At 73.0% G+C, this 23,801-nt stretch carries 16 protein-coding genes; 5 read left to right on the top strand and 11 right to left on the bottom strand.

Translation table 11 applies throughout. The features are described from left to right. Nucleotides 1-75 precede the first annotated feature (75 nt). Nucleotides 76-672, bottom strand: a complete 597-nt coding sequence (locus tag ACGFW5_RS04495; protein ID WP_393832668.1) for a M48 family metallopeptidase — start codon at nucleotides 670-672, stop codon at nucleotides 76-78. Between the two features lie 224 nt (nucleotides 673-896). On the opposite strand from ACGFW5_RS04495, the gene ACGFW5_RS04490 reads away from it, so the two are divergent. After that, nucleotides 897-2,030: a ThiF family adenylyltransferase gene (locus tag ACGFW5_RS04490; protein ID WP_393832667.1), complete on the top strand. Its 1,134-nt coding sequence runs from the start codon at nucleotides 897-899 to the stop codon at nucleotides 2,028-2,030. A 40-nt stretch (nucleotides 2,031-2,070) separates the two neighbouring features. Then, complete coding sequence (locus tag ACGFW5_RS04485) at nucleotides 2,071-3,570, top strand: ABC1 kinase family protein (protein ID WP_393832666.1); 1,500 nt, start codon at nucleotides 2,071-2,073, stop codon at nucleotides 3,568-3,570. A 16-nt stretch (nucleotides 3,571-3,586) separates the two neighbouring features. Here ACGFW5_RS04485 and ACGFW5_RS04480 read toward each other — a convergent pair whose 3' ends face one another. The 5 genes from ACGFW5_RS04480 to ACGFW5_RS04460 all read right to left on the bottom strand — a co-directional run bounded on the left by ACGFW5_RS04480 (nucleotide 3,587) and on the right by ACGFW5_RS04460 (nucleotide 7,495). Next, complete coding sequence (locus ACGFW5_RS04480) at nucleotides 3,587-3,757, bottom strand: hypothetical protein (protein ID WP_393832665.1); 171 nt, start codon at nucleotides 3,755-3,757, stop codon at nucleotides 3,587-3,589. A gap of 165 nt (nucleotides 3,758-3,922) precedes the next feature. Continuing rightward, nucleotides 3,923-4,246: a hypothetical protein gene (locus ACGFW5_RS04475; protein WP_350232541.1), complete on the bottom strand. Its 324-nt coding sequence runs from the start codon at nucleotides 4,244-4,246 to the stop codon at nucleotides 3,923-3,925. Further along, nucleotides 4,243-4,611 carry a WhiB family transcriptional regulator gene (locus ACGFW5_RS04470; protein ID WP_120721502.1) on the bottom strand — a complete coding sequence of 123 codons (369 nt, stop codon included), beginning with the start codon at nucleotides 4,609-4,611 and terminating at the stop codon, nucleotides 4,243-4,245. Before ACGFW5_RS04470 ends, ACGFW5_RS04475 begins: the two co-directional genes overlap by 4 nt. A gap of 166 nt (nucleotides 4,612-4,777) precedes the next feature. After that, nucleotides 4,778-5,131, bottom strand: a complete 354-nt coding sequence (locus ACGFW5_RS04465; RefSeq protein ID WP_393832664.1) for a hypothetical protein — start codon at nucleotides 5,129-5,131, stop codon at nucleotides 4,778-4,780. A 180-nt stretch (nucleotides 5,132-5,311) separates the two neighbouring features. Continuing rightward, nucleotides 5,312-7,495: an ATP-dependent DNA helicase UvrD2 gene (locus ACGFW5_RS04460; protein WP_393832663.1), complete on the bottom strand. Its 2,184-nt coding sequence runs from the start codon at nucleotides 7,493-7,495 to the stop codon at nucleotides 5,312-5,314. Nucleotides 7,496-7,827: 332 nt separating this feature from the next. Between ACGFW5_RS04460 and ACGFW5_RS04455 the strand changes: the two genes are divergently transcribed. Continuing rightward, complete coding sequence (locus ACGFW5_RS04455; protein ID WP_393832662.1) at nucleotides 7,828-8,070, top strand: mycoredoxin; 243 nt, start codon at nucleotides 7,828-7,830, stop codon at nucleotides 8,068-8,070. A 192-nt stretch (nucleotides 8,071-8,262) separates the two neighbouring features. On the opposite strand, the gene nudC is transcribed toward ACGFW5_RS04455, so the two are convergent. The 5 genes from nudC to ACGFW5_RS04430 all read right to left on the bottom strand — a co-directional run bounded on the left by nudC (nucleotide 8,263) and on the right by ACGFW5_RS04430 (nucleotide 18,814). Then, on the bottom strand, nucleotides 8,263-9,243 hold the full coding sequence (gene nudC, locus ACGFW5_RS04450) for an NAD(+) diphosphatase (RefSeq protein WP_393832661.1): 981 nt from the start codon (nucleotides 9,241-9,243) through the stop codon (nucleotides 8,263-8,265). A gap of 71 nt (nucleotides 9,244-9,314) precedes the next feature. Beyond that, the gene (locus ACGFW5_RS04445) at nucleotides 9,315-10,730 is read right to left on the bottom strand and encodes a dipeptidase (protein WP_393832660.1); all 1,416 of its coding nucleotides are present in this window, start codon (nucleotides 10,728-10,730) and stop codon (nucleotides 9,315-9,317) included. Nucleotides 10,731-10,740: 10 nt separating this feature from the next. Beyond that, nucleotides 10,741-14,448 carry a UvrD-helicase domain-containing protein gene (locus ACGFW5_RS04440; RefSeq protein ID WP_393832659.1) on the bottom strand — a complete coding sequence of 1,236 codons (3,708 nt, stop codon included), beginning with the start codon at nucleotides 14,446-14,448 and terminating at the stop codon, nucleotides 10,741-10,743. 290 nt (nucleotides 14,449-14,738) lie between these two features. Further along, nucleotides 14,739-18,248, bottom strand: a complete 3,510-nt coding sequence (locus ACGFW5_RS04435; RefSeq protein ID WP_393832658.1) for an ATP-dependent helicase — start codon at nucleotides 18,246-18,248, stop codon at nucleotides 14,739-14,741. A gap of 161 nt (nucleotides 18,249-18,409) precedes the next feature. Further along, the gene (locus ACGFW5_RS04430; protein WP_393832657.1) at nucleotides 18,410-18,814 is read right to left on the bottom strand and encodes an MGMT family protein; all 405 of its coding nucleotides are present in this window, start codon (nucleotides 18,812-18,814) and stop codon (nucleotides 18,410-18,412) included. 173 nt (nucleotides 18,815-18,987) lie between these two features. Here ACGFW5_RS04430 and ACGFW5_RS04425 point away from each other — a divergent pair, with 173 nt between their 5' ends. Beyond that, nucleotides 18,988-21,957 (top strand): lysylphosphatidylglycerol synthase domain-containing protein, encoded by a 2,970-nt coding sequence (locus tag ACGFW5_RS04425; RefSeq protein ID WP_393832656.1) that lies wholly within the window; start codon nucleotides 18,988-18,990, stop codon nucleotides 21,955-21,957. A gap of 102 nt (nucleotides 21,958-22,059) precedes the next feature. Then, entirely contained in the window at nucleotides 22,060-23,646 is a 1,587-nt protein-coding gene (locus tag ACGFW5_RS04420) for an alpha/beta hydrolase (protein WP_393832655.1), read from the top strand. The last annotated feature ends 155 nt before the right edge of the window (nucleotides 23,647-23,801 follow it).

Below are 23,801 nucleotides of genomic sequence, written 5' to 3'. Positions count from 1 at the left end.
TGCGTCGCGCCAGGCTAACGGCTGCCTCGGACAATCGGCCAAGCCGCTACACATTCGGTACAGAACCGCCGACGGCTACTCGCCCCGGGCGGCCGGCAGGTGCGGGAGCCGGTCGGCGGCCACCACGCCCTCCAGGTAGCCGCGGGCCCGCTCGGTCCGGGGGTAGGCGTCGAGCAGCTGCCAGAACCGGGGCCCGTGGCCGGGGACGAGAAGGTGCGCCAGCTCGTGGCAGAGCACGTAGTCGACGACGTACTCGGGCATGCCCTGCAACCGGTGCGAGAGCCGGATGCTGCCCTCGGCCGGGGTGCAGGAGCCCCAGCGGGTGTTCTGATTGGTCACCCAGCGCACCGAAGCGGGGCGGGCCCGGCCCTCGAAGTACTGCTCGGACAGCCGCTCGGCGCGCTCGGTCAGCTCCGCGTCGCCCAGCATGCGCTTGCTCTCCTGCGCGGCCAGCTTGTCGAGCATCACCGTCACCCAGCGCTGCTCCTCGGCCTCCGACATCCGGGCCGGGATCAGCACGATCGTGCGGTCGCCCTCGCGGTAGGCGGAGACCGTCCTGCTGCGCCGGGCGCTGCGGCGCACCTCGACCGCGCTCGTCACCGGGCCGCGTGGCGGCAGGCCGGCGGTGCGGCGAGGCGGGCTTCCGGCACTCTGCAGTGGGTCGGCGGGCACGCCCCGACGTTACCCGCTGTCAGTGGGGGAAGTCCCGCCTCCGGGGCGGTTGAGCCATGATCCATCCGCTGAGGTGCACCATTTGAATGACTAATACCCCTCGCCTGTGGACAACTTTTCACGCCTCGTGACGCGGCGGTGCATGGTGGCCTCATGCCGCGCGACGGCCTGCGAACGGGCAGGTTCCAAGGAGGCGCGGACGGGGACGACACGGGGGTAGGACCATGCATCCGATGCTCAAGCCGGCACTGCGCCGGGCCTGGCGGGACCGGGGGACCGTGCAGTTCGGGATCACACCCGCGCAGGCGGTGGTCCTCTCACCGGTGGACCCGGCGACAGGCCACTTCCTGGAGCTCCTGGACGGCACCCAGGGCATGCCGCTGCTGTACGAACGGGCACGCGCCCTGAACCTGACGCCGGTCCAAGTCGACGACCTGGTCGGGCGGTTGGCGGCGGCCGGCGTCGTGGACGATCCTGCGGCGGGGAGCCCCAAGGTCGAAGCGTTACGCGATCGGACGGACGCGCGGGAGCGACTACGGCCGGATCTGGCTTCTCTCTCCCTGCTCCACCCGGATCCTGGCGACGCGGCGAAGAGACTCGCGGCCCGCAGGGCCATACGGGTCCAGGTGCGCGGCGCCGGGCGGGTCGGCGCGACGATCGCCGCGGTGCTCTCGGGCTGCGGAGTGGGCCGGGTCGACGTCCTGGACGGAGGCGTCGCACAGCCCGGCGATGTGGCGCCCGGCGGCCTGCCCGGGCAGGCCGTCGGTGAGCGGCGCGCGACGGCGGCCCGGCAACTGGTGCGACGCACGTCGCCCGACGGCCCACCGCGCCAGGGGACGGACACGGATCAGTCGGCGCTGTCCTTGATCGTGGCCGCCCCGCGCGAGCCACTGGAGATGTACGCGCCGAACGCGATGGATGCCGAGGACTGGATCCGGGCCGGAATCCCCCACCTGTACGCGGGAGTTGTGGAGACGACGGGGGTGGTGGGCCCCCTGGTGCTGCCCGGCGGCACCGGGTGCGCGGGGTGTCTGGCGCTCGGCCGCGCGGATCGCGATCCCGCCTGGCCGCGGCTGCTAGCACAGTGGAGCTCGGGGCGGCAACGTACCTCCGTGCCCGCCTGTGATCTGGCGCTCGCGACGGCCGTGGCGGGTCTCGCGGCGGCGCACGCCCTGGCGTTTCTCGACGGCGATCTGCCGGCGAGTACCGGCAGCCGGTGGGAGGCGTCACTGCCTCAGCTCGACTGGCGGTCCACCCCGGTCCAGGCGCACGGCGACTGCTTTTGCGGCGCGGTCGGCAACACTCGGGGGGAGCAGGCCTCAACGGCCACCGAGCCACACGACACAATGGCCCGGTAGTGCCTGCGAGGGCGTGGCTGTCTGGGATTTGGAGGGGCGCATGTCTGATCTTCCCCGGAAGGCGGTCACCCGGACCGCCAAGCTGGCCGCACTGCCACTTGGCTTCGCCGGACGGGCCACCTGGGGGCTCGGGAAGCGGATCGGCGGAAAGTCCGCGGAGCTGGTCGCCCGCGAGCTCCAGCAGCGCACCGCCGATCAGCTCTTCAAGGTCCTGGGTGAGCTCAAGGGCGGCGCGATGAAGTTCGGGCAGGCGCTGTCCGTGTTCGAGTCGGCCCTGCCGGAGGAGGTCGCGGGGCCTTACCGGGCCGCTCTGACCAAGCTCCAGGAGGCGGCGCCTCCGATGCCGAGCCGCACGGTCCACGCCGTGCTGGAGGAGCGGATCGGTGCCGACTGGCGCGAGCTGTTCCTGGAGTTCGACGAGAAGCCGGCGGCCGCCGCCTCGATCGGGCAGGTGCACCGGGCGGTCTGGCACGACGGGCGCGAGGTGGCCGTCAAGGTGCAGTACCCGGGGGCCGGCGAGGCGCTGCTGTCGGATCTGACGCAGCTGAGCCGGTTCGCCCGGCTGCTGGGGCCGCTGATTCCTGGGATGGACATCAAGCCTCTGATCGCCGAGCTGCGCGACCGGGTCTCGGAGGAGCTGGACTACGGCCTGGAGGCGCGGGCCCAGCGGGAGCACGCGGCGGAGTTCGCCGGTGACGACGACGTGCTGGTGCCCGATGTGGTGCACCAGAGCGAGCAGGTCCTGGTGACCGAGTGGATGGACGGCATGCCTCTCTCGGAGGTGATCACCAACGGCACACCCGAACAGCGGGACCGGGCTGGGCAGTTGCTGATGCGGTTCCTGTTCTCCGGTCCCGCGAGGACCGGTCTGCTGCACGCCGATCCGCATCCGGGCAACTTCCGGCTCCTCGCACCGAAGACGGCGGGCGGCCCCGCGCGGCTCGGCGTCATGGACTTCGGCACCGTGGACCGGCTGCCCGGCGGACTGCCCCCGACGATCGGCGCGGCCCTGCGGATGACGCTTGAGGGCGATGCCGAGGGGGTCTACGACATGCTGCGCGAGGAGGGCTTCGTCAAGGAGTCCATCGACCTCGATCCGGAAGCGGTCCTCGACTATCTGCTGCCGATCATCGAACCGGCGCAGGCCGAGGAGTTCACGTTCAGCCGCTCCTGGATACGCGGACAGGCGGCCCGCATCGCCGATCCGCGCTCCCCCGCCCACCAGTTGGGCAAGCGGCTGAACCTGCCGCCCTCGTATCTCCTGATCCATCGGGTGACGCTGTCCACCATCGGGGTGCTCTGCCAGCTGGAGGCGACGGTCCGCATGCGGGACGAGCTGGAGGAGTGGCTGCCGGGGTTCCTGGCGCAGGGGCCCAGCGCCGCGGAGCCGGGAGCCGAGTCGGGCGCGGAGGCCGGGGCGGAGGCGAAGGCCGTGGCGGAAGCCGAGGCCGAGGCCGAGGCGGCGAGGGTGGTCGATGAGGCGGGCCTGGACGACCATGGCAGCCTGGCCGAGGTTCCCGAGGCGGCCCGGGAGGGGTGACGGCGGGCCCCGGGGGCTACCACCAAGCGGCGTCGAGTCTGCCTTCGATGGCCCTGATGTTGGCGCGGGCGCAGTCGTCGCAGTAGTAGCGGCCGGTGCCGTTCTCGACCGAGTAGGTCCAGGTCGCCGGCGGGCCCTCGGCCGGGGCCGGGGTCCCGCAATGGGAGCACACGATGGTTTCGGCCATGGGCCGATTCTGGTCGTCCACCTGCCGACAATACCGCCGCGCCCGGGACTTGGGGGGCACAACGCACCGCGGGGGCCGGTCCGTTCGGACCGGCCCCCGCGTTCAGCTTCGGGTTTGTTCTTTTTCGCTGCGTGATTCCTGGGTCCTGCCGGCGGGCGCCGACCGTCAGTGCATGACGGCCATGGCCAGCGCGCGACGGGCGCGCATCGACGCGCGTTCGGCGCGCCGCTGCAGTCGCCGGGCGGCGACCAGGCGCAGTGCCTGGCGCTCCACCTCGGCTTCCCGCAGCCGCTGATGCATATGCGCACGGGCCAGGGCTTCTGGCATGAGTTGCATTTCGAGGGTCCTGTTCTGGCGCGACTCGTTCGCGCCGGTGGTGGTGAAGTCTGGGGTCGCGGAGCCGGTGGGCTCGCTGGCGGACGTCGTCATCGGGGCCTGCTTCTGGGGGTCGTTCGTTCGGGGATGGTCGATGGTTCCCGGGCGGTTCATGCCGCGACCGGGTTCTTGCGCGGGCGACCACGCGGCCGCTTGCGGGCAACGACCACACCCTGGACGAAGAGCTCTCCGCCCCAGACGCCCCACGGCTCGCGCCGCTCCTTGGCACCCGCGAGGCAGGCGGCCATCAGGGGGCAGGTCTGGCAGAGGGACTTGGCGTACTCGACATCGGCCGGCGACTCGGCGAAGAAGACCTCCGGGTCGAAGGAGCGGCAGGGGACGGGTACGCCGAGGTTCTCGATGGCGTCGTCGAGCGCGGTGAGCGCGGTGAGGGGAGTCAAGGCGGGGTCCTCCGTGAGACCGGACGGGGGGAGAGTCGGGGCGGGCGGTACGGACGGGGCGTGCGCTTCGAGTTGCACGGTGTTTTTCTTCCTCGTCTTGTCGGCTGTGTCGGCCCGGCCGGTCGGCCGGGTTGCGGCTGGTACCGAGGCCCCCTTCACTCCGTCCGTCCCGTTCGGGACAAACAGAAGGGCCGCGGATCCCGGGTGGGGTTCCGCGGCCCTGAAGGCGCCTGCCTGATCTGCATCAGGCTGGATCACTCCAGGGTTCGAGCCCACGGAAGGCCCACATCGTGTGGTGCTGGTACTGCTTCGTCTGCTTTTCCGCTCCTGCGCCGGTCGCCGCAAAGGCGTGGGCCTGGGCCCGTCCCTTCGCTACTGCTGCTGCCGACGCCTGAATCGGTCGCTCATTGCGCTCATCACGCACGGGGAGGCTCGCCAGAGACGCCGGGGCTGCGACACACAGGCCGAGCAGACCGGAGACGCCGGTGGTCAGACCGGTGCCCTGGAACGAAGAGCCGAGTGTGCGGGTGGCGACGACCGAGCGGTCCGTCACTTTGGTGCTGATGTAGCTGGTCTTGGTCTCGATGTAGCTGGCCACTGGTCTCGCCTCCTCTCGGCGTCTCGGGGACTTCGGCCTTGGGGGCCTGATCCCATGCGTATTCGGATGAGTACAGCTAAGTACAACACGGAGACCCGGCTTCGTAGAAGCTCTCGTTTCCGTGGTTAAGAACCTATGGGGATTCCCGGGGCGGGCGCAAACTATTTTTCCGACGAGTTTTCAAGAGCCCTCCTCTTCGACTCCTCCAGGCTCCTCACCTGCACAGATGGCCAGCACATCGGTGCCGAACCGGTCCAGCTTGCGGGCGCCGACTCCTGAGATCACCGCGAGCTCGTGGCCGTTGGACGGCACGGCCTCCGCGATCGCCATGAGCGTCTTGTCGGTGAAGACGACGTACGGCGGCATGCCGAGGTGCCGCGCCTGGTGGGAGCGCCAGTCACGGAGCCGCTCGTACAGTGCCTCGTCCATGTCCGACGGGCAGTCCTCGCAGCGCATCAGCTTCATCTCGCCTGCTTCGGTGAGCGTCTTCCCGCACACCCGGCACAGGACCGGCCCGCGGCGGGTCCGCTTGCGGGCGGCGGGGCCGCGCTCGACGCCCGCCGCGCCGGCCGCGGTCGACCGGCCCGCGCGGGAGCCGGAGCCCGGGCGCAGGCCGTTGAGGAACCGGCTGGGGCGACGCGAGGCCCGGCCGCCGGGAGAGCGCGAGAGCGACCAGGAGAGCCCGAGGTGGACCCGGGCCCGCGTGACACCGACGTACAGCAGCCGGCGCTCCTCCTCGATCTGCTCGTCCGTCTTGGCGTAGGTGATCGGCATCATGCCCTCGGTGAGGCCGACCACGAACACCGCGTCCCACTCCAGGCCCTTCGCCGCGTGCAGCGACGCCAGGGTGACGCCCTCGACGGTCGGGGCGTGCTGGGCGGCCTCCCGTTCGCGCAGCTCCGTCACCAGGTCGGACAGTGTCGCGCCCGGCTTCGCCCGTGCGTAGTCCTCGCCGAGCCGGACCAGGGCCGCAAGCGACTCCCAGCGGTCGCGCACCGCGCCGGAGCCCGCCGGGGCCGTGGCCGTCCAGCCCTTGGTGCCGAGCACGGCCCGCACCTGGGAGGTCAGGTCCACGGCGTCGTCGAGCAGCGAGTCGTTGCCGCCGGCGCGGGCGGCGCCGCCGAGGGCGACGACCGCCTCGCGGACCTCGGGTCGTTCGAAGAACCGCTCGGCGCCGCGCAGCAGATAGGGCACGCCCGCGTCCGCGAGGGCCTGTTCGTAGATCTCGGACTGGGCGTTGATGCGGTACAGCACGGCGATCTCGCCGGCCGAGACTCCGGAGGCGATCAGGTCGCGGATGCGGCGGGCGACGCCCTCGGCCTCGGCGGGCTCGTCCCCGTACTCGGTGTAGACCGGCTCGGGGCCCGCAGGGCGCTGCGAGACCAGTTCGAGACGGTGCTCGGCGGCCCGGCCCGTGGCCTGGCTGAGCAGTCCGTTGGCGAGGTGCACGACCTGGGGGGTGGAGCGGTAGTCCCGGACCAGCTTGACCACCGTCGCGTTCGGGTGGCGGGTGCGGAAGTTCAGCAAATGGTCGGGGGTGGCGCCGGTGAAGGAGTAGATGGTCTGGCTTGCGTCGCCGACCACGCACAGGGTGTCGCGGTCGCCGAGCCACAGGTCGAGCAGGCGCTGCTGGAGCGGGCTGACGTCCTGATATTCGTCCACCACGAAGTGCTGGTACTGGCGGCGCACCTGGTCCGCGATGTCGTGCCGGTCCTGGAGCACGCCGACCGTGAGGAGCAGCACGTCCTCGAAGTCGATCACCGCGCGGTCCTGCTTCAGCTGCTCGTACATCCGGTAGATCTGGGCGATCTCGGCCGGGTCGCGCGGCGCCTCGCGGTGCGATTTGGCGACGGCCGCCGGATAGTCGCCGGGGACGGTCTGGGTGACCTTCGCCCACTCGATCTCGCCCGTCACGTCGCGCAGCTCATTGCGGTCGAGCCTCAGCCGGCAGCGGGCGGCCGCCTCGGCTACGAGCTGCACCTTGCGCTCGACGAGCCGGGGCAGCTGGCCACCGACCGCCTTGGGCCAGAAGTACTGGAGCTGGCGCAGGGCCGCCGAGTGGAAGGTGCGTGCCTGGACACCGCCCGCGCCGAGCTGACGCAGCCGGCCGCGCATCTCGCCGGCCGCGCGGTTGGTGAAGGTGACGGCCAGCACGCTGGACGGCTGGAGGATTCCGGCGCGCACCCCGTACGCGATCCGGTGGGTGATCGCGCGGGTCTTGCCCGTGCCCGCGCCGGCCAGCACGCACACCGGGCCGTTCAGGGCCGTGGCGGCCTCGCGCTGCTCGGGGTCGAGCCCGTCGAGCACCGCGTCGGCCGTCTCGGGGACCTGCGGGAAGAAAGTGGAGTGCGTTGCTGCTGTCACCCCGCCATGCTGCCAGGTCGCCCGGGGCGGTCGCGCCGCGTTGTCCACAGGGGGCGCCCGTGGTCGTACTAATCAGGCCTCGGCCGCGCACTCGTGCACCCCCGGCGCCAAGGGGGACGGCCCGGGCGCGGCAGCGCCGGGCGACCGTGCCGATTCGGTCACGCCGCAGCGCCGGGCAACCGTGCCGATTCGGTCACGCCGCGGCGACGGGCGACCGTGCCGATTCGGTCACATGCGGGAATGGCGGTCACCCTTCGTACGTTCTAGGCCGTGCGGAACCGCATTGGGCGGGGCGCGCACGCCATTCAGCGATACAGAGGAGCGCGAGAGACATGCCGGGCACTGCGACGATGTACAGCACCACCTGGTGCGGCTACTGCACGCGGCTGAAGAAGCAGATGGACCGCGAGGGCATCGCATACACCGAGGTCAACATCGAGCACGACCCGGCGTCGGCCGCGTTCGTGGAGAAGGCCAACGGCGGCAACCAGACGGTGCCGACCGTCCTCTTCGACGACGGCTCGACGCTGACCAACCCCTCGCTCGCGCAGGTCAAGCAGAAGGTCGGGGTCTGACACCGCTCGCCCCGGCCACGCGGAAGGCCCCCGTCGCGACCCTCATGGGGTGGCGGACGGGGGCCTTCCGCGTGGCTGGATCCGGTGCCTATGGGAGACCGCGGATCCGCGGGGTCCGCGGGTCCGCGGGTCAGCGGGATCGCGGGTCAGCGGGATCGCGGGCCCGCCGGCCAGCGGGCCCGTCGGTCAGCGTCAGTGCGTCGCCTTCGGCAAGGGTTCGCCGTACCAGAGCTCGATGAGGCGGGCCGCGATCGAGATGCCGTACGGGGGCAGGACCTCGCCCGAGGCGAAGGCGGCGGCCAGGTCCTCGCGGGAGAACCAGCGGGCCTCGTGGATCTCCTCGCCGTCCACGGTGATCTCGGACGACGTGGCCTTGGCCATGAAGCCGAGCATGAGGCTCGACGGGAAGGGCCACGGCTGGCTGGCGACGTACTCGACCGGGCCGACCGTGACGCCGGCCTCCTCGAAGACCTCGCGCCGCACCGACTGCTCGATGGACTCGCCGGGCTCGACGAAGCCCGCCAGCGTGGAGAAGCGCCCTTCGGGCCAGTGGACCTGACGGCCGAGCAGGGCCCGGTCCTGCTCGTCGGTGACCAGCATGATCACGGCGGGGTCGGTGCGCGGGTAGTGCTCGGCGCCGCAGGCCTGGCACCTGCGGATGTGGCCGGCCGCCGCGATCACCGTGCGCTCGCCGCAGCGGGAGCAGAAGCGGTGCAGGCGCTGCCAGTTCTCCAGGGCGACGGCGTGGGTCATCAGGCTCGCGTCGCGGGCGGAGAGCAGCAGGCCGGCCTCGCGCAGTCCCGCGGGGCGGGCCGACTGGTCCATGCGGCCGGGCAGCGAGTCCTTCTGGAGGGCGAAGTAGCTCACGCCGTCCTCGTCGGTGCCCAGGAAGTAGCGGTGGGTCTCGGTGACCGGCGCCTCGAAGGCGGGGGTCATGACGAGTTCCGTACGCCCCTCATCGCCGTCGGCGCCCGTGGCGGCATCGTCGATCAGGACCTGGCCGCCGGACACCACGAAGACCCGGGTCGTCGGGTGGCTCCAGGCAGCCGCGAGCCACGCCTCGTCGAGGCGGTGGTGGGCGGCGCGGTCGATGCCGCTCGGCTCGGTGAGGCCGATGGGCGTGGCGAGTCCGATCGGCCGGTCCGTGAAGACTTCACTGCTGGTGGTGCTCACAGGTGCTTCCAACTCCCCCGGGTGGATGGTGTGTTCAGCGATTCGTGTCGGCCGTGGCGCGGGCCGGCGGGTCAGGCCGTGGTGGCGGCGAGGTCGCTCCACAGGTGGGCGGCCGTCTCGACGCCCTTGAACAGGAGGTCGAGCTCGACCTTCTCGTTGGGCGCGTGCCAGCCGTCCGACGGGACCGAGATCCCGAGGAACAGGACGGGCGCCCCGAGGACGTCCTGGAGGTCGGCGGCGGGGCCCGAGCCCCCCTCCCGGGTGAAGCGGACCTTCGTGCCGAAGGCCGCGCTCATGGCCCGCACGACCGACGTGAGCGCCGGGTGACCGAGCGGCGTCAGGCACGGACGGGTGCCCGCGCTCCAGGTGATCTCGTGCCGGATCCCGGCCGGGACCTGGCTCGCGGCCCATGCGGTGACCAGTTCCTCGACGCGTTGCGGGTCCTGGCCGGCGACCAGGCGGAAGGACAGCTTCACCATCGCCGACGCGGGGATGATCGTCTTGCCGCCGGGGCCCTGGTAACCGCCGCCGATGCCGTTGACCTCGGCGGTCGGGCGCGCCCAGATCCGCTCAAGGGTGGAGAACCCGGCCTCGCCGTGGGTGGCGCTCGACTTGGCGGTGCTCAGCCACTCGGCCTCGTCGAACGGCAGCTCGGCGAAGAGCTCGCGCTCGGCTTCGCTCAGCTCGGCGACGCCGTCGTAGAAGCCGGGGACGGTGACGTGGCCGTCCGCGTCGTGCAGGGCGGCGACGAGGCGGGCCGCGGCCGTCGCCGGGTTGGGGACGGCGCCGCCGAAGGAACCGGAGTGAATGTCCTGGGCCGGCCCGTACAGCTGGATCTCGCACTCGGCGAGCCCGCGCATGCCGGTGCACACCGTGGGGGTGTCCTCGGACCACATGCCGGTGTCGGACACGATCACGGCGTCCGCCGCCAGGCGCTCCGCATGCTGCTCGACGAGGGCCCTGAAGTGCGGCGAACCTGACTCCTCCTCGCCCTCGACCAGGAGCTTCAGGTTGACGGCGGGGGCGGTGCGCCCGGTGGCCGCGAGGTGGGCACGGACCCCGAGGGTGTGGAAGAACACCTGGCCCTTGTCGTCGGCGGCGCCGCGTGCGTACATCCGGCCGTCCGCGATCACCGGCTCGAACGGGTCGGTGTGCCAGCCGTCCTCGCGGGCCGCGGGCTGGACGTCGTGGTGGCCGTAGACCAGGACGGTGGGCGCGCCCGGCTCGCCGGAGGGCCACTCGGCGTACACGGCGGGCGCGCCCGGGGTGTCCCAGATCTCGACGGCCGGGAAGCCGGTCTGCGTGAGCTTGGCGGCGAGCCAGTCGGCGCTGCGGCGCACGTCGCCGTCGTGGTCGGGCTGGGCCGACACGGACGGGATGCGCAGCCACTGCGCGAGGTCGTCGAGGAAGGCGGCACGGTGCTGCTCGATGTACGTGCGCACCGCCGCGCTGACGGTCTGGACGGCGTTGTCCGGGGTCGTGCTCATGCCCTTGAGCCTATCCGGCCGTGGACGGTGGCCGGTCGGCCGGTCCGCTCCGCGGACTGCGCCCGAGCAGGATCGCCTCCAGCTCGGCACGGCCCGGCAGATGCCCCGGACGCACCGTCTCACCTGTGCGTACGTACACAAACGCGGCCCCGACCGACTCCGGCGGGACACCCAGCTGCTCGGCCCAGGCGACCCGGTAGACGGCCAGCTGGAGGGGGTCGGCGGTAGCCTGCCGCCCGGTCTTCCAGTCGACGATCTCGTACGTGGCGAGCGCGCCGTCGCCCTCCTTGTAGACGGCGTCGATCCGGCCCCTGATCACCCGGCCCGCCAGCGTCAGCTGGATGGGGGCTTCGGTGCGGTACGGGGTGCGCGTCGCGTACGGGGTGCGCTCGAAGGCCTCCTTGAGGGCGGCCAGGTCTCGCTCGTCCGCGATGTCGGCCTCGCTGTCGTCGGCCCCGGGCAGCTCGTCCGGGCCCAGCATGGGCAGCGGCAGCTCTTCGAAGCGGGACTCCACCCAGGCGTGGAAGCGGGTGCCCCGGCGCGCGGCGGGCTGCGGACGGCTGGGCATCGGGCGGGCCAGCTCCTGTGCGAAGCCGTCCGGGTCGGCGGCCAGCCTCAGCAGCTCGGACGCGGTGAGCGAGGCCGGCACCGCGATCTCGCGGGTGGTGGCGCGGGCCCGCCGGAGCTCGGTGGTCAGCGCCTCCAGATCGCGGTCCCAGGAGTGCAGGGTGCGGCGGTCCTCGGGGGTGAGGCGGGGAGCGGGGACGGCCACGGGGGCCTCGGTACGGGTGTGGTCCCTGGCACCGGGGATGTCGCCGCCGGGCCGGCTCCAGGTGTGTTTCGGGTGCTCCGTCGGGTGCTTCGCTTCGTGGTGCGCCGGGTGCTCCGACTGGTGGTGCGCCTGGCGCTCCGTCAGGCGCTTCGTCTGCTGGTGTGCCGGGGCGGGCTCCTCCCCGAAGGGGGAGCCGGACGCGGACTCGCCCTCTTCGTACGGAGGGACGTCCTCGTACGGGAAGGGCTCATCGTCGGGCGGGAACGGCTCGTCCTTGAAGGGCGCGGCGTCCTCGAAGGGTGCGCTGTCCCCGTAGGGCTCGTCGTCCCCATAGGGCTCGTCGTCCCCGTAGGGCGTGCCTTCGTACGGCGTGTCTTCGTACGGCGTGTCTTCGTACGGCGTGCCTTCATGGGGAGCGTCCTCGGAGGCCGCAGCCTCATAAGAGGGGGAGGCCTCGTCGAGGGGCAGCGGGGCCGCCAGGTGGGCCAGGACCCGCTCCGCGGCGGCGCGGCGGCGGGCCAGGGAGTCCGGGTCGAGCGGCAGCGGCCAGGCGTGGCCCGCGGCGGACTCGTGCAGGGCCGGGTTCTCCGCGTCCTCGGCCGGTTCGTCGGCCCACGCCTCGATCTCGCCGTGGCCCGCCGCGCAGTGCTCGTACAGCGCGTGCAGGAAGGCGGAGGGTCCCCGGGGCTTCTTCTGGTTCGGGCCCCACCAGTGGCCCGAGCCGAGCAGCAGGGTGCGGGGGCGGGTGAACGTGACGTATCCCAGGCGCAGTTCCTCGGTGTGCTGGTGGTCCTTCATCGCCTCCTTGAAGGACTTGAGGCCCTTCGCGTCCCAGCCCTGGACCTCGGGCAGGGTCGGAGCGTCGCCGCGCAGCGCGTGCGGGAGGACCTTCGCCTGGGCCGTCCAGGCCTCTCTCGCCCTGGTGGAGGGGAACGCCCCGGTGACCAGGCCGGGGACGGCCACCACGTCCCACTCCAGGCCCTTGGACTTGTGGGCGGTGAGGACCTTCACCGTGTTCTCGCCGCCGGGCAGCGCGTTGTCCAGGCCCTTCTCGTACTGGGCCGCGGTCCGCAGGAAGCCCAGGAAGGCGAGCAGGGATGCCTCGCCGTCGAGCGCGGCGAAACCGGCGGCCGTGTCGAGGAATCCGGAAAGTGTTTCGCGCCGGCGTGCCGCCAGGGCGTGCGGCGACGCCGAGAGCTCGACTTCGAGGCCGGTGACCGTCAGGACGCGGTGCAGGACGTCCATGAGCGGGTCGGCCAGCGAGCGGCGCAGGTCGCGCAGTTCGGCGGCGAGGCGCGCGAAGCGGACGCGGGCCTCGGCGGAGAAGGGCAGGCCGTCGTCCTCGGCGCCCTCCAGGAACGTGTCGAGGGCGTCGGCGAGGGAGATCACCTCGGCGGGGTCGACGCCCTCGACGGCGTCGGCGAGACGCTGGTCGGGATCGTCGGAGTCGTTCGGCGTGCGCCGCACGAGATGGCGCGCGCGGCGGCCGAGCAGCGCCAGGTCGCGGGCGCCGATGCGCCAGCGCGGGCCGGTCAGGATCCGTACCAGGGAGGCGTTGGCGCCCGGGTCCTGGAGGACTTCGCAGACCGCCACCAGGTCGGCGACCTCGGGCAGGTGGAGCAGCCCGGAGAGCCCGACGACCTCGACGGGGACGTCACGGGCCACCAGCGCGCCCTGGATGTTCGGGAAGTCGCCCGCGGTGCGGCACAGGACGGCGATCTCGCCGGGCGCCTTGCCGGTGCGCACCAGGTGGGCGATCGAGTCGGCCAGCCATTCGATCTCCTGCTCGTGGGTGTCGAGCAGGGCGATGCGCACGCTCCCGTCCCGCTCGGCGCCCGGCGCCGGACGCAGCGCCTGCACTCCCTCGTGCATCGAACGCAGCGGCGCGGCAAGGGAGTTGGCGAGGTCGAGGAGGCGGCCGCCGCTGCGGCGGTTCTCGGACAGCGCGTAGCGGGTGGCGGGGCTGCCGTCGGCGTACGGGAAGTGGCGGGGGAAGTCGTCGAGGTTGGCGACGGACGCGCCGCGCCAGCCGTAGATGGCCTGGCAGGGATCGCCGACCGCGGTCACGGCGTGGCCGGTGCCGCCGCCGAAGAGGGCGGCGAGCAGCCTGCGCTGGGCGACGGACGTGTCCTGGTACTCGTCGAGGAGCACCACTTTGAACTGCTCGCGCAGGATCCGGCCGACCTCGGGGCGGGTGAGGGCGAGCTCGGCGCAGAGGGCGATCTGGTCGCCGAAGTCGAGCAGGTCGCGGCTCTTCTTGGCGGCCCGGTAACGGGTGGTGAGGTCGAGCAGTTCGAGCCGGGCGGCGGCCGCCTCGGGCACCTTGCGCAGCTCGGCGTTGCTGAGCTTGGCAGCGGCGAGCGTATGCAGCAGTTCGCGGTCGTGCGCGGACAGGCGGTCCGGGTGTACGAGGTGTTCCGCAAGCTCGCCGTCCAGCGCGAGCAGGTCGCTGACCAGGGTGGCGAACGACTTGGTCAGCGCGGGGTACGGGCCGGGGGCCTCGCGCAGCACCCTGGCGGCGAGCTGGAAGCGGGTGGCGTCGGCGAGGAGGCGGGAGGTGGGCTCAAGGCCTATGCGCAGGCCGTGATCGGTCAGGAGCCGGCCCGCGAAGGCGTGGTAGGTCGAGATGCCGGGCTCGCCCTGCTCGGGCTCCGGGGCGTCAGGATCGGTGATGCCTGCCCTGATCAGCGCGGTGCGCACACGCTCGGCGAGCTCGCCGGCCGCCTTGTTGGTGAAGGTCAGGCCGAGGACCTGCTCGGGCGCGACCTGGCCGGTGCCCACCAGCCACACGACGCGGGCCGCCATCACCGTCGTCTTGCCGGAACCGGCGCCGGCCACGACGACCTGCGGGGCGGGCGGCGCGATGATGCACCCCGTCTGCTCCGGGGTGAAGGGGATGCCGAGGAGTTCTTTGAGCTGGTCGGGGTCGGTGAGGTGGGTGGGCACGTCAGGAAGGGTAGTGGGGGGTGCTGACAATGGGGGATTTGTGCCGGTGAGTGGGGGTGGGGGGGCGCCTGCGGCGGGCTTGTCCCCCACCCCGCCCCTTCCCGAAACCCTCCGGGGGTGAGGGTGGTGGAGGGGGCTTTCCGGGTGCTCCGCCCCGGCCCCCGCGGGGGCTCCGCCCCTCGACCCCGGGCGGCCGTCGGCAGGGGGGGTTCGGCTGCGGGCCGCCGGCAGGGGGTTCGGCTGCGGGCCGTGCGGGGGGCGGCCGCGCCCCTGAGAGCGCGGGCGGCGCGCTACTCCACCACCTGCCGTCCCTCCGGCTGGGCCGTGCACGAGGCCCTGAAGGTGCAGTGGGTGCAGTGCGTTCCCGGGGTCGGGGTGAAGTGTTCGTCCAGGACCTTGCCCGCCGCCGTGGCCAGCAGATCGCCCACCCACTCCCCCGCCAGCGGTTCCTGCGCCTGCACCTTGGGGTACGCGTCGCCGCCCTCCCGCTGGGGGGCGGCCTGGCGCAGGTGGACCAGTTCGGCGCCGCCGGGGCTGGGGCGGCGGCCGTCGAAGGCCTCGTCGAGGGCGCCCTCGCGGACCGCGAGCTGGTAGACGGCGAGCTGCGGATGGGTCGCCACGTCGGCGGCGGTGGGCGCCTGCTTGCCGGTCTTGAAGTCGACCACGTAGGCGCGGCCCTCGACGTCCTTCTCCACGCGGTCCATGGAGCCGCGGATGCGGACCTCGTACTCGCCCGCCTCCAGGGTCACGTCGAAGCCGTGCTCCGTGGCGACCGGCGTGCGGCCCGCGCGGTCCAGGGTGTGCCACCGCAGGAAGCGTTCCAGCGCGGCGCGCGCGTTCTGCTTCTCCTGGAGCGACTTCCAGGGCGCGTCGAAGGCGAGCGCGTCCCAGACCGAGTCCAGGCGTTCCATGAGGACGGCCAGGTCGGCGGGCGTACGGCCGGACGCCACCTCGTCGGCCAGGACGTGCACCACGTTGCCGAAGCCCTGGGCGGCCGTCGCGGGGGCGTCCGCCTTCACCTCGCGGCCCAGGAACCACTGGAGGGAGCAGGTGTTGGCGAGCTGGTCGAGGGCGCTGCCGGACAGGGCCAGCGGCAGGTCGCGGTCGCGCAGCGGGACCTCGGAGCGGGTCGGCTCGTACAGGCCCCACCAGCGGTGCGGGTGCGCCGCGGGGACCAGTGGCTGGCCCTCGTCGTCGGTGAGCGCGGCGAGCCGGCCCAGGCGTTCGGCGGCGGCCTCGCGCAGCGCGTCGGAGGCGGCCGGGTCGACCGTGGTGGCGCGCAGCTCGGCGACGAGCGCCGCGACGGCGAGCGGGCGGCGGGGCCGGCCCGTGGTGTCGCGGGGCTCGACGCCCAGCTCGGTGAGGAAGCGGGAGGGCTGGTCGCCGTCGTCGGCGGGCGCCTTGACGGCGGTCACCACGAGGCGGTCGCGGGCGCGGGTGGCCGCGACATAGAAGAGGCGTCGTTCCTCGGCGAGCAGCGCGCCCGGGGTGAGCGGTTCGGCCAGGCCGTCGCGCCCGATGCGGTCGGCTTCCAGGAGCGAGCCGCGGCGGCGCAGGTCGGGCCAGAGTCCTTCCTGCACTCCGGCGACCACGACGAGGCTCCACTCCAGGCCCTTGGAGCGGTGGGCGGTCATCACCCGTACCGCGTCCGGGCGTGCGGCCCCGCGCGTCAGGGTGTCGGCCGCTATGTCCTGCGCGTCGACCTCTTCCAGGAAGTTGAGCGCGCCCCGGCCACCGGTGCGTTCCTCGGCGCGGGCCGCCGTGTCGAACAGGGCGCAGATCGCGTCGAGGTCGCGGTCGGCCGCGCGGCCGCCGGCTCCGCCGCGCAGCGCCGACCGTTCGAGGCGCTGCGGCCAGGGCGTGCCGTTCCACAGCTCCCACAGCGCCTCGGCCGCGGTGCCGCCGCCCTCCAGGAGTTCGCGCGCCTTGCGCAGCAGCGTGGCCAGGCGCTGGGCCCCGCGCGCGTACGAGGGGTCGTGTGCGACGAGCCGTTCGGGTTCGGCGAGGGCTCGGGCGAGCAGCACGTCCGAGGGGGCCGGCACGCGGGTGCCCGCGGCCCGCTCCTCGTCGCGCAGGGCCCGGCCCAGGCGGCGCAGGTCGGCGGTGTCCATGCCGCCGAGCGGCGAGGTGAGCAGGGTGTGCGCGGTCTCGGTGTCCAGCCACGCGGGGAGCTCGGCGCCATCGTCCTCGGCCCGCTCCCGCGCCGGGTGGCGCCCGGGGTGGACGAGGCTGACGGGCGCGGATGCGGCGCCCTCCACGGTTGCCGCCGGCCCCGGCGCGGGAGCGGGCGCTGCGCCCTCCACGGTGGCCGCCGGCCCCGGCGCGGACGCGGCGCCCGCCACGGTGGCCGCCGGCCCCGGCGCGGACGCGGCGCCCGCCACGGTGGCCGCGGGTCCGGACTGTCCGGCCGTCCCCTTCAGGGCGGCGTGCGCCACCGCCCGCAGCGCCGTCAGGAGCGGCGCCACCGCGGGTTCGTCGCGCAGCGCGGTGTCGGCGCCCGAGGTGTCCACGGGGACGCCCGCGGTGGTCAGGGCACGGCGAAGCGCCGGGACGGCACGGGTGCTCGCGCGGACCAGGACCGCCATGTCCTGCCAGGGGACGCCCTCTTCGAGGTGGGCGCGGCGCAGCAGGTCGGCGATGTTGTCCAGCTCGGTCGAGGCCGTGGGGTAGGTGTGGGCCTCCACGCGCCCGCCCGTGCGGGTGGGCCGCAGGTCGCGGTGGGCGCGGACCTGCTCGGCCGGGAGCCGCGGCAGCGGCATGCGACGGGTCAGCAGCCGGGTCGCGTCCAGGAGTGCGGTGCCGGAACGGCGCGAGGTGGTGAGGACTTCGACGGGTGCCGGGCTCCCGTCGGTACGGGGGAAGGCGTCGGGGAAGTCGAGGATGCCGTTGATGTCGGCGCCGCGGAAGGTGTAGATCGACTGGTCGGGGTCGCCGAAGGCGACCAGGGTGCGCCCGCCGCCCGCGAGCGCCGTCAGAAGTCGTACCTGTGCGGGATCCGTGTCCTGGTACTCGTCGACGAACACCGCGTCGTAGGAGGGCAGCGCGGTGCGTTCGGCGAGCAGCACCGCGCGGTGCACCAGCTCCGCGTAGTCCAGGACGCCCTGGAGGTCGAGGACGTCCAGGTACTCGGCGAGGAAGGCGGCGGCCGCCTTCCAGTCCGGGCGGCCCGCCCGCTCGGCGAAGCGGGCCAGGGCGTCCGGTCCGAGGCCCAGTTCGCGGCTGCGGGCGAGCACCGCGCGCACCTCGTCGGCGAAGCCCCGGGTGGTCAGGCAGGCGCGCAGTTCGTCGGGCCAGCTCACGTGCGCGAGGCCGGCGCGCTGGAGGCCGATCTGTCCGGCCAGGAGGTCGCGTACGGCCACGTCCTGCTCGGGTCCCGACAGCAGGCGCAGCGGCTCACGGAACAGCTTGGCGTCCTGATGGGCGCGGACGAGGGCGTAGCAGTACGAGTGGAACGTGGTGGCCTGCGGGCTCTTCGCGGCGGCGCCGAGCCGCAGCGCCATGCGGTCGCGCAGTTCGACGGCGGCCTTGCGGCTGAAGGTGAGCACCAGGACGCGCTCGGGGTCGGCGCCCGCCGCGATTCTGGCCGCGACCGCCTCGACCAGGGTGGTGGTCTTGCCGGTGCCGGGCCCCGCGAGCACCAGAAGCGGCCCCGCGCGGTGGTCAACCACCCTGCGCTGGGGCGCGTCAAGGAGGGGGGGATCCACCGGGTCCGGCGGGGTACGCACCAGCCGGTACGCGCCGGGGGTCGCCCGGCGTACCTGCTGGTACGCCGTACGCCCGGTGGAAGAGAAGGAGCTCACGTGGATCGCCGGTCCTGGTGGGTGTGCTGGTGGTGAGGGTGGGGGTGAGGCCCGCGCGGTCGGCGCGGACCCTCGACGGTACGCCGAACCGTGTCCGCGACGCAGCGAGTCATCCGTACGGTCCTCAGGCCGCACCGGGCGACGCCGGATGGCCCAAGCTGTCAGGTATGAGCCGCCTCGCCGCCGAGCACGCCGGACGCGCCGCCGCCGGAGCCGTCCCAGCGCGCGCGCTTCATGTCGAGCCGCGGCAGATGGCCGTCGGCGGACCGGGCCGCTTCGCGCAGCGGCGTGCCCTCGTCCCGGTAGTGCCCGAGGGCGCGCAGTTCGTGTCCGGGCAACAGCGCGCCGTCCGAGCGGACCACGCGCCACCAGGGCACCGCTGCGCCGTAGAGCGACATGACCCGGCCGACCTGGCGCGGCCCGCCCTCGCCGAGCCATTCGGCGACGTCCCCGTACGTCATCACCCGGCCGGGCGGGATGTGCTCGGTGGCCTCCAGCACCCGTTCCGCGTACTCGGGAACCTCGGGCAGCGGCTCGCCCGCCCGGTCCCTGCGCTGCTCGCTCATCCGCTCCATCCTGCCGTACGCCACCGACAGTCGCGTCGAGTCGGGTCATATCCGGGCGGAGCCGGTGCGCGGAGTGACGAAGGGGCGCAACTCACACAGCGCACGCCGGGGCAATGCACCCTGATGCCCCTCCGGGATCTCTGGACATGCCACCATCATGCGGGCGGTGAGCGGTGATACGAGACAGAGACAAGACGGACGAGTCGGCGAAGGAGCGGGGCGTGCAGCCACCCGAAGCGGCGGCGAGCGGCAGCCCTGAAGCCGGGCGGCAGGCCGCCGCATCCCAGGACCCGGCGCGTCCGGCCGAGGACGGACCGTCCGGCGGCACAACCGGACCCGAAGGCTCCAAGGATTCCGGTGCGGCCGCAGGACCCGAACGCTCCGAGAACCCCCGCGGCACCGCAGGCCCCGAAGACCCCGAGGACCCCCACCCCGCCGCAGGGCCCAAAGGCTCCGAAGGCCAGGAACGCCCCGAGGGTTCGCGCGGTGCGCGGTCCGGTGACGACGCCGGGATGTGCGAGGACTCGGGGTCCATCGAGCGCGTCTCCGTGGACGAACCGCTGCTGCCCGCACGCGTGCACCGTCCATCGGACCTGCTCCGGCTGCTCACCGGCATGCTGGCGATCGCCGTCGTCCTGGCCGTCGCGGCGTTCGCGCACGGCACCACGTCGGGCCTTGAGGACGACATCACCAAGGGCACCACCGGCACACCCGACGTCCTGATCCGCCTCGCCGGGCTCACCTCCAGCATCGCCGTCCTCGTGCTGCCCGTCGCCTTCGCCATCGAGCGGCTGATCAAACGGGACGGGCTGCGGATCGCGGACGGGGTGCTCGCCGCGGTGCTCGCGCACGGCGTGGCGCTCGCGACCGACCTGTGGGTGTCCAAGTCGGCGCCCGGCTCGATCACCGAGGCACTGACCCGGCAGTCCGCGTCGGGCGCCCTCACCGACCCCGTGCACGGCTATCTCGCCCCGGTCATCGCCTATATGACGGCCGTCGGAATGGCCCGCAGACCCCGCTGGCGGGTGGCCCTGTGGGCGGTGCTGCTGCTCAACTCCTTCGCGGTGCTCGTCGGCGGGCAGACCACCCCGTTCTCGATCGTCGTGACGATCCTGATCGGCTGGACCGTCGCGTACGGCACGCTCTACGCGGTCGGCTCGCCCAATGTGCGCCCCACCGGGCAGACCCTGCTCGCGGGGCTTCGCCACGTCGGGTTCAACCCGGTGACCGCGCTGCGCTCCGAGGACGTGCCGGACTCGCTGGAGCAGGGCGAACGGGGCCGGCGCTATCTGGTCACCCTGGAGGACGGCCCGCCCCTGGATGTCACCGTCGTCGACCGTGAGCAGCAGGCGCAGGGCTTCTTCTACCGGGTGTGGCGCCGTCTGACGCTGCGCTCCATCACCACGCGCCGCTCGATCCAGTCGCTCAGACAGGCCCTTGAGCAGGAAGCGCTGCTCGCGTACGCGGCGATCGCGGCCGGGGCGAACGCGCCCAAGCTGATCGCCACCTCCGAGCTCGGCCCGGACGCCGTGATGCTGGTGTACGAGCACACCGGTGGCCGTTCCCTCGACTCCCTGGAGGACAAGGAGATCACCGACGACCTGATGCGCGAGACGTGGCGCCAGGTCGAAGCGCTTCAGTCGCGGCGGATCGCCCACCGCAGGCTGGCCGGCGACGCGATCCTGGTGGATCGTTCCGGCAGGGTGATCGTGACCGATCTGCGCGGCGGCGAGATCGCGGCGGGCGACATCGTGCTCAGGATGGACGTGGCCCAGCTGCTGACCACCTTCGGGCTGCGGGTCGGCGCCGAGCGCGCCGTCGCCTCGGCCCTGGACGTGCTCGGGCCCGACGCGGTCGCCGACAGCCTCCCGCTGCTCCAGCCCATCGCGCTGAGCCGTTCCACCCGCGCGACGCTGCGCAGGCTCGGCCGTGAGCAGGCGCAGCGCGAACGCGAGGCGGTCCTTGAGGCGTCGGACGCGGCGCGGGAGGCCAAGGCCGCGGAGGCGGCCGCCGCCAAGGAGGCCGCCGCGCACCCCGAGGCGCTGGCCGCGACGGACGACCGCAAGGCCGTGAAGGCCGAGAAGAAGGCCGAGAAGCTGGCCATCGACGAGGCCCTTGAGGAGGCGCACGAGGACGATCTGCTCACCCAGATCCGCCGCCAGGTGCTGCTGATCCGCCCACAGGCCCCGGTGGAGCCGGTGCGTCTTGAGCGCATCAAGATGAAGACGCTGATCAGCTTTGTGGCGGGCGCCTTCGCCGCGTACTTCCTGCTGGTGCAGCTCACCAACATCAAGTTCGGCGATCTCGTGGCGAACGCCCAGTGGGGCTGGGTCGCGGCGGCGGCGCTCTTCTCGGCGCTGTCCTACCCGGCCGCCGCGGCCAGCCTGCTCGGCTTCGTGCCGGAGCGGGTGCCGTTCTGGCGGGCGGTGGTCGCGCAGGTCGCCGGCTCGTTCGTGAAGCTGGTGGCGCCGGCCGCGGTCGGCGGTGTCGCCCTCAACACCCGGTTCCTCCAGCGCGCGGGGGTGCGGCCGGGGCTCGCGGTGGCGAGCGTGGGCGCGTCGCAGCTGTTCGGGCTCGCCTCGCACATCTCGCTGCTGCTGATCTTCGGCTATGTGACCGGGACCGAGCAGACCTCGGAGCTGTCGCCGTCCCGGACGGTGATCGCGGGGCTGCTCACGGCGGCCGTGCTGATCCTGGTGGTCACCGCGGTGCCGTTCCTGCGGAAGTTCGTGGTCAGCCGGGTCCGCTCACTGTTCGCGGGCGTGGTGCCGCGCATGCTGGACGTGCTTCAGCGGCCGCAGAAGCTGGTCACCGGGATCGGCGGCATGCTGCTGCTGACCGGCGTGTTCGTGATGTGCCTCGACGCCTCGATCCGCGCGTTCGGCACGGGCAGCGAGCACACCCTGAGCTATGCCAGCGTGGCCGTGGTCTTCCTGACCGCCAACGCGCTCGGGTCCGCGGCTCCGACGCCGGGCGGTGTGGGCGCCGTCGAACTGGCGCTGTCCACGGCGCTGACGATCGCCGGCATGACCGCCGAGACCGCGACGTCCGCCGTACTGCTGTACCGGCTCCTGACGTTCTGGCTCCCGGTCCTGCCGGGGTGGCTGTGCTTCAACTACCTGACCAGGAAGGGTCAGTTGTAGTCGGATACGCCTGCTGCCGGGGCGGGCCGGCGGCGAAGCAGCACCACCCGCATGGGCCGCCCCGCTCGCGCGCCCCCCGTGCCCGCGCCGCAGGATGGGGGGATGGAACACCACCGTGCCCCACGCAAGCGGACCCGGGCCACCGCGCTCGGCGCCGTCGCCCTGCTGCTCGCCGCCGTCGGCTGTTCGGGCGGGGACAAGGACGACAACGGGATCAGCTCCGGCACCGCCGACCCGGCCAGGCTCGGCACGCAGAAGCTGAGCTGGAAGGCGTGCCAGGCACCCACCGCGGCCGAGGGCACGGGCGCGGCTCCCTCGGCGCCGCCCGGCGGCGGCCAGTGGAAGTGCGCCACCATGAAGGTGCCGCTGGACTACGCCGACCCCAAGGCCGGCACCCTCGATCTGGCCCTCATCCGCGCCGAGGCCACCGACAAGAACCAGCGCATCGGCTCGCTCGTCTTCAACTTCGGCGGCCCCGGCGGCTCGGGCGTGACCACCCTGCCCGCCGCGGCGACCGACTACAAAGCGCTGCGCGGCCGCTACGACCTGGTCAGCTTCGACCCGCGCGGGGTCGGCGCCAGCGCCCCGGTGCGCTGCGAGAACGACTCCCAGCTCGACACCTACTTCGCGCAGGACGCCACCCCTGCCACCCTGGCGCAGGAGAGGACGTACCTCGACGGCCTCAAGTCGTTCGCCACCGCCTGCCAGGACAACTCCGGCAAGGTGCTCCCGCACGTCGGCACCACCAGCGCGGCCCGCGACATGGATCTGCTGCGCCAGGTGCTCGGCGACCGGAAGCTGAACTACATGGGGATCTCGTACGGGACCGAGCTCGGCGGCGTCTACGCCCACCTGTTCCCCAAGAACGTCGGACGGGCCGTCTTCGACGGGGTCGTCGATCCCACCAGCGACGTCGAGCAGGGCGCGCTCGGCCAGGCCAAGGGCTTCCAGCTGGCCCTCGACAACTTCGCGCAGGACTGCGTGAACCGCGGCGACAAGTGCCTGCTGCGGGGCGCGAACGTGAAGGAGGTCGAGGACGTCATCGTCAAGCTGCTCGCCCAGCTCGGCGCGAAGCCCATCCCGGCCGGCAACAGCGGTCGCCAACTCACCCGGACCCAGGCCACCAACGGCATCGCGCAGGCCCTGTACTCCAAGGAGTACTGGCAGCTGCTCGAACAGGGCGTCGACGACGCGGAGGGCGGCGACGGCGCCCTGCTCCTCGTCCTGTCGGACGCCATGAACGGGCGCGCCAAGGACGGCACGTACAGCAACATCCAGGCGGCCAACGCGGCCGTCAACTGCGCCGACTTCAAGCAGCGTTACTCGGTGGAGCAGGCCAAGGCCAAGCTGCCCGAGTTCCGCAAGGCCTCGCCCGTGTTCGGCGACTTCATGGCCTGGGGGCTGCTCGGCTGCTCCCAGTGGCCGGTGGCCGGGCAGTGGACCACACCCGACGTGAGCGCGCCGGGCGCCGCCCCGATCGTGGTCGTGGGCAACACCGGCGATCCGGCTACGCCCTACGAGGGCGCCAAGAACATGGTGGACAAGCTGGGCCCGGGGGTCGGCGTGGAGCTCACCTACAAGGGGCAGGGCCACGGCGCGTACGACAGCGGCGACAAGTGTGTTCAGGGCGCGGTGAACGCGTATCTCCTGGAGGGGAAGGTGCCCTCGGCGGGGACGGTTTGCGAGTGACCCGGCGCGGCCGCTTACGACCGCGGTCGAGTTCGTTCGACCGCGGGCCGTTGTGGGCTGGTCGCACCGTTCCCCGCGCCCCTTGGGTCGTGCGGGCCGACCCGAACTGCTCGTGCGGGTCGGCCCCTTTGGCCGGTGGCGGCGCGGGGAACTGC

This window comes from Streptomyces sp. NPDC048416 (assembly GCF_043200435.1).
Lineage (GTDB): Bacteria > Actinomycetota > Actinomycetes > Streptomycetales > Streptomycetaceae > Streptomyces.
This window is presented reverse-complemented; position numbering and strand designations above follow the sequence as displayed.

What these genes read in the sequence shown, in the direction of transcription:
- ACGFW5_RS04490 (WP_393832667.1), top strand. Translation starts at nt 897, where the DNA reads ATGCATCCGATGCTCAAGCCGGCACTGCGCCGGGCCTGGCGGGACCGG.
- ACGFW5_RS04445 (WP_393832660.1), bottom strand. Translation starts at nt 10,730, where the DNA reads ATGAGCACGACCCCGGACAACGCCGTCCAGACCGTCAGCGCGGCGGTG.
- ACGFW5_RS04455 (WP_393832662.1), top strand. Translation starts at nt 7,828, where the DNA reads ATGCCGGGCACTGCGACGATGTACAGCACCACCTGGTGCGGCTACTGC.
- ACGFW5_RS04480 (WP_393832665.1), bottom strand. Translation starts at nt 3,757, where the DNA reads ATGGCCGAAACCATCGTGTGCTCCCATTGCGGGACCCCGGCCCCGGCC.
- ACGFW5_RS04420 (WP_393832655.1), top strand. Translation starts at nt 22,060, where the DNA reads ATGGAACACCACCGTGCCCCACGCAAGCGGACCCGGGCCACCGCGCTC.
- ACGFW5_RS04430 (WP_393832657.1), bottom strand. Translation starts at nt 18,814, where the DNA reads ATGAGCGAGCAGCGCAGGGACCGGGCGGGCGAGCCGCTGCCCGAGGTT.
- ACGFW5_RS04485 (WP_393832666.1), top strand. Translation starts at nt 2,071, where the DNA reads ATGTCTGATCTTCCCCGGAAGGCGGTCACCCGGACCGCCAAGCTGGCC.
- ACGFW5_RS04475 (WP_350232541.1), bottom strand. Translation starts at nt 4,246, where the DNA reads ATGAACCGCCCGGGAACCATCGACCATCCCCGAACGAACGACCCCCAG.